At 36.2% G+C, this 7,012-nt stretch carries 7 protein-coding genes and 1 other RNA gene; 2 read left to right on the top strand and 6 right to left on the bottom strand.

The window, feature by feature from the left end:
- Positions 1-440: 440 nt before the first annotated feature.
- The 4 genes from recR to HMPREF2937_RS02900 form a co-directional block, all read right to left on the bottom strand.
- Positions 441-1,037 carry a recombination mediator RecR gene (gene recR / locus HMPREF2937_RS02915; RefSeq protein WP_002480399.1) on the bottom strand — a complete coding sequence of 199 codons (597 nt, stop codon included), beginning with the start codon at positions 1,035-1,037 and terminating at the stop codon, positions 441-443.
- A 6-nt stretch (positions 1,038-1,043) separates the two neighbouring features.
- A complete protein-coding gene (locus HMPREF2937_RS02910; RefSeq protein ID WP_002480398.1) occupies positions 1,044-1,361 on the bottom strand; it encodes a YbaB/EbfC family nucleoid-associated protein in 318 nt (105 codons plus the stop codon).
- Positions 1,362-1,570: 209 nt separating this feature from the next.
- Positions 1,571-3,301 (bottom strand): DNA polymerase III subunit gamma/tau, encoded by a 1,731-nt coding sequence (dnaX, locus tag HMPREF2937_RS02905; protein WP_070863999.1) that lies wholly within the window; start codon positions 3,299-3,301, stop codon positions 1,571-1,573.
- A 68-nt stretch (positions 3,302-3,369) separates the two neighbouring features.
- Positions 3,370-3,897: a GNAT family N-acetyltransferase gene (locus HMPREF2937_RS02900; RefSeq protein WP_002480396.1), complete on the bottom strand. Its 528-nt coding sequence runs from the start codon at positions 3,895-3,897 to the stop codon at positions 3,370-3,372.
- Between the two features lie 225 nt (positions 3,898-4,122).
- Between HMPREF2937_RS02900 and HMPREF2937_RS02895 the strand changes: the two genes are divergently transcribed.
- Positions 4,123-4,308 (top strand): hypothetical protein, encoded by a 186-nt coding sequence (locus tag HMPREF2937_RS02895; RefSeq protein WP_002480395.1) that lies wholly within the window; start codon positions 4,123-4,125, stop codon positions 4,306-4,308.
- A 48-nt stretch (positions 4,309-4,356) separates the two neighbouring features.
- Here HMPREF2937_RS02895 and HMPREF2937_RS02890 read toward each other — a convergent pair whose 3' ends face one another.
- On the bottom strand, positions 4,357-5,538 hold the full coding sequence (locus HMPREF2937_RS02890) for an MFS transporter (protein WP_002480394.1): 1,182 nt from the start codon (positions 5,536-5,538) through the stop codon (positions 4,357-4,359).
- Between the two features lie 126 nt (positions 5,539-5,664).
- On the opposite strand from HMPREF2937_RS02890, the gene HMPREF2937_RS02885 reads away from it, so the two are divergent.
- Complete coding sequence (locus HMPREF2937_RS02885; RefSeq protein WP_002480393.1) at positions 5,665-6,573, top strand: LysR family transcriptional regulator; 909 nt, start codon at positions 5,665-5,667, stop codon at positions 6,571-6,573.
- A 95-nt stretch (positions 6,574-6,668) separates the two neighbouring features.
- On the opposite strand, the gene ffs is transcribed toward HMPREF2937_RS02885, so the two are convergent.
- Positions 6,669-6,936: signal recognition particle sRNA large type (gene ffs / locus HMPREF2937_RS02880), an RNA gene on the bottom strand.
- Between the last annotated feature and the right edge of the window lie 76 nt (positions 6,937-7,012).

The following is a 7,012-nucleotide window of genomic DNA, read 5'->3' as shown; positions in this document are numbered from 1 at the left end:
TTGACATATTGTCATTCAGTTTTCAATGTTCATTCGGTTTATTTTTCCGACTCACAAGAATCAATTATACTCTCTTAAAACTTCAAAGTCAACACTTTTTTAAAAGTTTTTTTAAGAAGTTTTTTCTATGTGATTGTTGAAGTTATTTGTTTCGTTCGTTCAACAGGTATTAACTATACTAGCTTCTGCGTTTTTTTGCAACCCTTAAAACCCATCTTTTTTCGCTCTTAAACTACTCGATGACGCTATTTTCCGTACTTTTATTCTGATGAAACTTGTAATGTTCGTTAAATATCCCCTTACATTTCTATAACCCTTCACAATCTCTTAACATTCCTCACAAAAACCAAACTTTATTTTTTCTAAAAAAGTTTTAAAAAAGTGCAGAAGGGCATAATAAGAGGTTGAACCTCTAGTATTATGACACTTCTGCACTGATTTTACATCTCTGTTCTGCCAGCAATTGCGCGTGACAAAGTCACTTCATCTGCATATTCTAAGTCTCCGCCTACAGAAAGACCTTGCGCCAATCTTGTTACTTTAATACCGATTGGTTTCACAAGTCGAGAAATATACATTGCTGTCGATTCACCCTCTAAGTTAGGATTCATCGCAAGAATCAATTCTTTTACTTCTTCATCTTTTAATCGTTCTATTAATGAAGGAATATTAATATCCTCCGGCCCGATACCATCCATTGGAGAGATTGCACCATGCAATACATGATATAACCCTTTATACTCCCTCATTTTTTCCATTGCAATAACATCCTTGTCGTCTTCAACCACACAAATGACAGAACGATCTCTCTGTTTATCTTGGCAAATATAACAAGGGTCTTCTTCAGTAATATGACCACATGTACTGCAATATGTTAATTCACGTTTGACATCTACAAGCGCTTTTGCGAATTGAACGACGTCATCTTCTTTCATATCTAAGACATGAAATGCCAGACGTTGTGCCGTTTTCGGCCCAATGCCTGGCAATTTCATGAAACTATCAATAAGTTTCGAAATTGGTTCTGGATAATGCATGGCTTATCACATTCCAGGAATGTTCAAGCCTTTAGTGTGTTTGCCTAAGCGTTCTGATGTTAATTCATCTGCTTTATTCATCGCTTCATTTGTAGCAGCTAACACTAAATCTTGAAGCATTTCAACATCATCTGGGTCGACTGCTTCTTCATTGATTTCAACATCCACGACTTCTTTATGACCTGTTACAGTTACAGTCACCATACCGCCGCCTGCTGTACCTTTAACTCTTTCGTCTTTTAATTTTTCTTGCTCTTCAGCCATTTTCTTTTGCATTTTCTGCATTTGTTTCATCATTTGTTGCATATTTCCGCCACCGCGCATAATATAGTTCCTCCTTAGATTCTAGCTTTATTATTCAACATAAGTCTAAGATACAAGAGTTCAATCGTATTCAATCGATTTTTTTACTTATAATGGAAGAAACCCATTATTTACTCTCCTACCTCTTCTATTGATATGCAAATTATAACACAAAGCACACAGGTCTTTCGACAATGATGGTATCTGAAAGGCTGTGTGCTGTATTTACTTTATTCTTCATCCATGACATGAACAGTGTCTTCACCAAACATGTCTTTGGCTTTTTGAACAATATCATCTTGAGGTGCTTCTTGTTTCGTTTCTGTTTGGTTTGCTTGTTGATTACGTTTTCGATTTTGAAGATATTCAGAGCGTACTTGCCTCCATTGGTCTGCAGGTACACCGACAACTGCAACATCTTTGTTGATAATACTGCGTACAACTTCTTCTAAGTTTTTACGTTTCTCATCATCGTCATTTACGATTTCACAATGAATCTCTGCTTCAAATTGAACCAAGACGCTTTTTTCACTCGCTGCGACTGGAATAGAGTTTTGCAATAAACTCACTAATGCTTTTTGATTGTGATTTTTCGCATAATCAATTACTTCTTGCCAATGCTCTTTTAATAATTGAATATCTTCTTTATTCGCATTATCTAGTACCTTCGCAATTTGCGTCATAGAGTAGCTATTCTTACTCTTACGACGCCCTCTAGAGGCTGTATGTTGCTTAGGTGGAGTGTTCACTTGTGGAACACCTTGTTGTTTTAAAGCGTGCAATTCTTGCTCAAGATGTTCTAAACGTTGTAATAAAGCACTATTAACATCATTGGCACCTGCTGTTTGCGTTGCTTGCGGTTGATTCATTGAAGTTTGAGGCTCTGATGTTTTAGAAGCTCCACCCGCTTTAATCAATTCCGCCAATTTAACTAATAATACTTCAAAGTGTACGTTTTGATTTACACTAAAACGCACAGATACTAATGTATCATTAATTAAATCAATCATTTTATATAAGGTATCAAAGTCAAAGCTCATCAAAGCATCATATTCTGTTTGATTTTGGGCTGTTTTATTCATAATCGTATCACGTACAAAGTAAATCAGATCATTAATTAAACGATTGACTTCCTTACCGTCTTCTATAAATTGATGATAGCGTGCAAAAGCTGCTTTCACTTCTCCATTTGCGACATCATTTAATAAAGCATTCAGAGAAGCTTCATCTACACTACCAGTTACATTCAACGCATCTTGCAATGTTAAGTGTTCATCACCGAATGCAATCGCTTGGTCCATGATACTCAATGCATCACGCATACCGCCTTCTGAAGCTTTCGCAATAAACGCAATCGCTTCTTCATCGAATTCAATATGTTGAGATTTTGCAACATAACGCAAACGATCAATAATTTGATCTAAACTGATAGCTTTGAAATCAAAGCGTTGCGCACGTGAAATAATAGTAGGCGGAATTTTATGCGGTTCCGTTGTCGCCAGAATAAAAATAGCATGTGCTGGCGGTTCTTCTAACGTTTTTAACAACGCATTAAATGCACCCGTTGTCAGCATATGCACTTCATCGATAATATAGACTTTATATTTTGATTGTGATGGTGCGTATTTTACTTTATCTCGTATGTTTCTGATTTCATCGACACCATTATTACTTGCTGCGTCAATTTCAATGACATCTGAATTAGAGCCTTGCGTAATACTCTTACAAATGTCGCATTCATTACAGGGTTCTCCGTCAACGCTGTTAGGACAGTTGATTGCTTTCGCAAATACTTTCGCAATACTCGTTTTCCCAGTCCCTCTAGGACCGCTGAAAATATAAGCATGCGATTGTTTACCTTTAGCAATCGCGTTACGGAGCGTCTTAGTTACATGCTCTTGTCCAACCACATCACTGAAACTTTGTGGTCGATACATTCTATATAAAGCTTGATAATTCACTTTCGCACCTCCGAATACAAATCATCATTATTATAGCACGCAGACAGGATGCAATGCGATGATAGAAATCAAACTTCATTTTCAAAGATTAACTGTCCTTGTGGATGCGCATCTAAAGTATCCCACAATAGATAAACACTATATTGATCTATATCTTCGCCCTCTGGAACTTCTACACTGAAATTACTTAAAGGGATAAAACCGAGCGATCTAAAATAATCTGGTTCACCCTCTACAATAATTTCATTATAGCCAGCCTCTTTTGCTCGGCTTTCTACTGCTTCTACCAAAGCCTTGCCGATTCCATATTCTCTATAATCCTCTTTCACAGATAATGAACGTATCATTAAAGGGCGCTGTATATCTTCTTCATTTCGAATCAACTCTTGCATCATCAAAATATGACCGACGATTTCATTATCATCAGTACGCGCAATCATTTCAAAATCATGATTATAGTTAGGCAAGCGTCTTAATTCACGCAAACTATCTTCGTAATATTCCCCTTCGAAGAGCCCTTCACTGTCTTTTTTGTCTTTTAAGTGTGCAATCACTGGATAATCGTTTTCTGTTACTGTACCTAGAAATATCTGCATACGTTCCCCTCCGTTATTCAGTAAAAAGTAATAAGTACATTATAACGTAACTTACTTTTTTCTCTTATTAATATGGGTTTATGCATTTTCGTCAATCGCTAAAAACCCATGACGCTCCTTTTTTGAAGAAATTATATAATATTTGTAAAATTAATGTAAATTATGTGATAAGATATGAGTTAACTAAGTCAGCATTGTCAAAATCCATTAAGGGGGGCGACACACATGGTAATGAAAAATAAAGCTTATACCCTTTTAGGCATCGTGTTTATTGTATTGTGTCTAGCCAATTTTGTTGTTTTGTATAATATATGGGCAGTTCTGCCAGGCTTGATTTGTGGCATCGTCTTTTTACGCTATGGTATTCAATTCAAAAGCGCAGAAGAAATTTTAAAAGAAAAAACACTTTGAACTAAGAACAATGCGGTATACCTCTTTACAGGTACACCGCATTTTTGATTAATATTCCATTGTTTTATGTTTACGACCATGCATGAAATAATAAAGCGCAATTACACCAACTAGTAATAATGCCATTAACATATAAAGGTTTCGATAGCCTACGCTACCAATTAAAATGCCGAGTAACGTTGGACCAGCACCAGCACCTAAATCCGCAAAGATATAGAATGTTGAAGTCGCAAGTCCAATCTTTTCAGGTGGTGAGGCTTGAATCGCAATCGTTTGGAAAGATGGAATTAATGTACCATAACCAATACCGATGAATATAGCTGAGAATAATAACATCCAGCTGCTATGCGTCACACTTAATAACACTAAGCCAATGACGAATAGTACTAACACAGGATAAACAACTTTATTCGCACCATAATTATCGAACACTTTACCTGTAATCGGTCTGACAACGAACGTACTAAATGCGTAAACCACAAAGAAGAAACTTGCGGCAGCCGCTAAACCAATGTGACTGGCATACGAATCTAAGAATGCGAGTACGCTTGAATATGCAATCCCTACAAAGACAATGACAATAGAAATCGGTATGGCCTGTTTTTGTAGAAATTGGCCGATGCCTTTAGCTGAATTCACTTCTTTATTCTCTGCATCTACCATAGGTTGTCTAATATTAGAGATAAAGAGTGATAAAACCCCAGCAAGTAAGATACAGATTAAACATACAATGAAGTTACTTTCAAAACTGAAGCGTTGGTTGATTAAAATACCTAAGAAAGGACCAATCGCTGAAGCTACTGTTGTACTTAGTGCGTAATAGCCGATACCTTCACCTTTTCGATCTTCTGGCACAATCGTAGATGAATACGTTCCTGTTGTTGTAGAAGCCATCCCAAATGCGATACCATGGATTAAACGCACAATGATTAAAACTAATAAGCTATGAATAAGGAAATACAACGCTATGGCCACAAATGAAAAGACCAAACTTGCTAAAAGTGTCTTTTTCAAATTAAGCTGATCAATATATTTCCCAGTAAATAAACGCCCGAATAACATTCCAATAATAAAGATACCAGCAGCTAAGCCACCCATACCTTCTCCCGCATGGAAAGTATCTATTGTAAAAGAAGTTACAGTTACGATTAAGGCGTAATGAATGATATACATTAAGAAGTTAATCAATGTAATAAATATAAAATCTTTCGTCCACAAATGACGATACATATTTGTACACTCCCTCTATACGTCACAAAATTTTCAATGAAACTATTATAATCATAAATAACACTAATGTATAATGGAATTTATTAATGTTTTCATAAGCAGAACTAATGAATAAGAGGTATAGTTATGAATTTCACACAGTTATATTATGTTAAAACAATCACTGAAACAGGTTCAATTACAAAAGCAGCAACCTTATTACATATCACGCAATCCGCGTTAAGTCAGTCTATCTCTCATTTAGAAGACGAGTTAAATTTAAAGCTGTTTCAACGTCAAAAAAGCGGTACGACTTTAACACCGCAAGGCAAAGAAATATATCCCTTCATCTTAGATCTGTTAGAACAAGAATCCACACTTTACGAGAAAATTGAAACTTTGAATTCAGAAATGAAAGGGACCCTTTCAATCGCTACAGTTCCAAGTTTATTTATGACTATCGTCCCAAGTGTAATGTCTACATTTAAAAGAGACAACCCCAATATTGATGTACAAATTACTGAAGCTGAAAATGATGAAGTTCAACGTTTAGTTGTCAGCGGAGAAGCTGACATCGGTTTATATACTATCTTAAAAGAAGAAGACTTAGACGTACGTGGTGCACGTTATGCGCCATTATTCTCTAGCGGTTTTACCGCTATTGTCCCAAGTGACTCTAAACTTGCTTACTATAAACAACTTTCACTAGAAGATATCAAAGGCTTCCCCTTCATTCTATATGATCGCAACTTCTATAAAAAGAACATCCAAAATTTCGAAGAAAAGAATGGTTCAATCAACCTATTATTTTCCACTGAAAACGTCGGTGTATTATTCAATTCTGTTGCGGAAGGCTTAGGTATCAGTATTCTGTCGGATTTAATGGTAGAAAGCACACCTTATTATCAACGCGATATGATTACTACAGTTTCTGTAGGTGCACCATTTAATCAAATGATAGAATACGGAGTCCTTTATATGGAAGATTCCGAGAAACAAAAACAGATTTCAGAGTTCACGAAGTATTTAGTTAAAGCTGCCCATGACAACCATTAAATAATCCAAATTAAAAAGTGCTTTCATAAGATAAGTTTCAACCTACCTTATGAAAGCACTTCTTTATATATTCGTTCATTATAGACATAAAAAAACCGCGCAACTTTGCTTTGAATGTGTATCATGAACGTTACCAAAGTCGACAGCTAAATCTCGGCTACCCTACGGCACATATGATAATCCACTTAATGCTGCTTCCGTCAGGACCTGACATGATTCATGGGTTCATATTGCATAGGACCGAAATCTTCAAACACCTCGTGCTTTGGGCAGACTTCACAAGTACACACCCTAGGCAAAGTATTCAGTCTCGCATAAGCGGATTTCGAGAATAGGGAACCGCTACCTCCCCACCTAGCACGGCAAGTTATATCTTACTATATATTAAGCAGGTAATGCAAGTATTAATGATTTGTAAATCTTCCTCTTAATAAGTGCT

Source organism: Staphylococcus sp. HMSC061G12 (assembly GCF_001838465.1).
Lineage (GTDB): Bacteria > Bacillota > Bacilli > Staphylococcales > Staphylococcaceae > Staphylococcus > Staphylococcus simulans.
This window is presented reverse-complemented; position numbering and strand designations above follow the sequence as displayed.

What these genes read in the sequence shown, in the direction of transcription:
- HMPREF2937_RS02910 (WP_002480398.1), bottom strand. Translation starts at nt 1,361, where the DNA reads ATGCGCGGTGGCGGAAATATGCAACAAATGATGAAACAAATGCAGAAA.
- HMPREF2937_RS02885 (WP_002480393.1), top strand. Translation starts at nt 5,665, where the DNA reads ATGAATTTCACACAGTTATATTATGTTAAAACAATCACTGAAACAGGT.
- HMPREF2937_RS02895 (WP_002480395.1), top strand. Translation starts at nt 4,123, where the DNA reads ATGGTAATGAAAAATAAAGCTTATACCCTTTTAGGCATCGTGTTTATT.
- HMPREF2937_RS02900 (WP_002480396.1), bottom strand. Translation starts at nt 3,897, where the DNA reads ATGCAGATATTTCTAGGTACAGTAACAGAAAACGATTATCCAGTGATT.
- recR (WP_002480399.1), bottom strand. Translation starts at nt 1,037, where the DNA reads ATGCATTATCCAGAACCAATTTCGAAACTTATTGATAGTTTCATGAAA.
- HMPREF2937_RS02890 (WP_002480394.1), bottom strand. Translation starts at nt 5,538, where the DNA reads ATGTATCGTCATTTGTGGACGAAAGATTTTATATTTATTACATTGATT.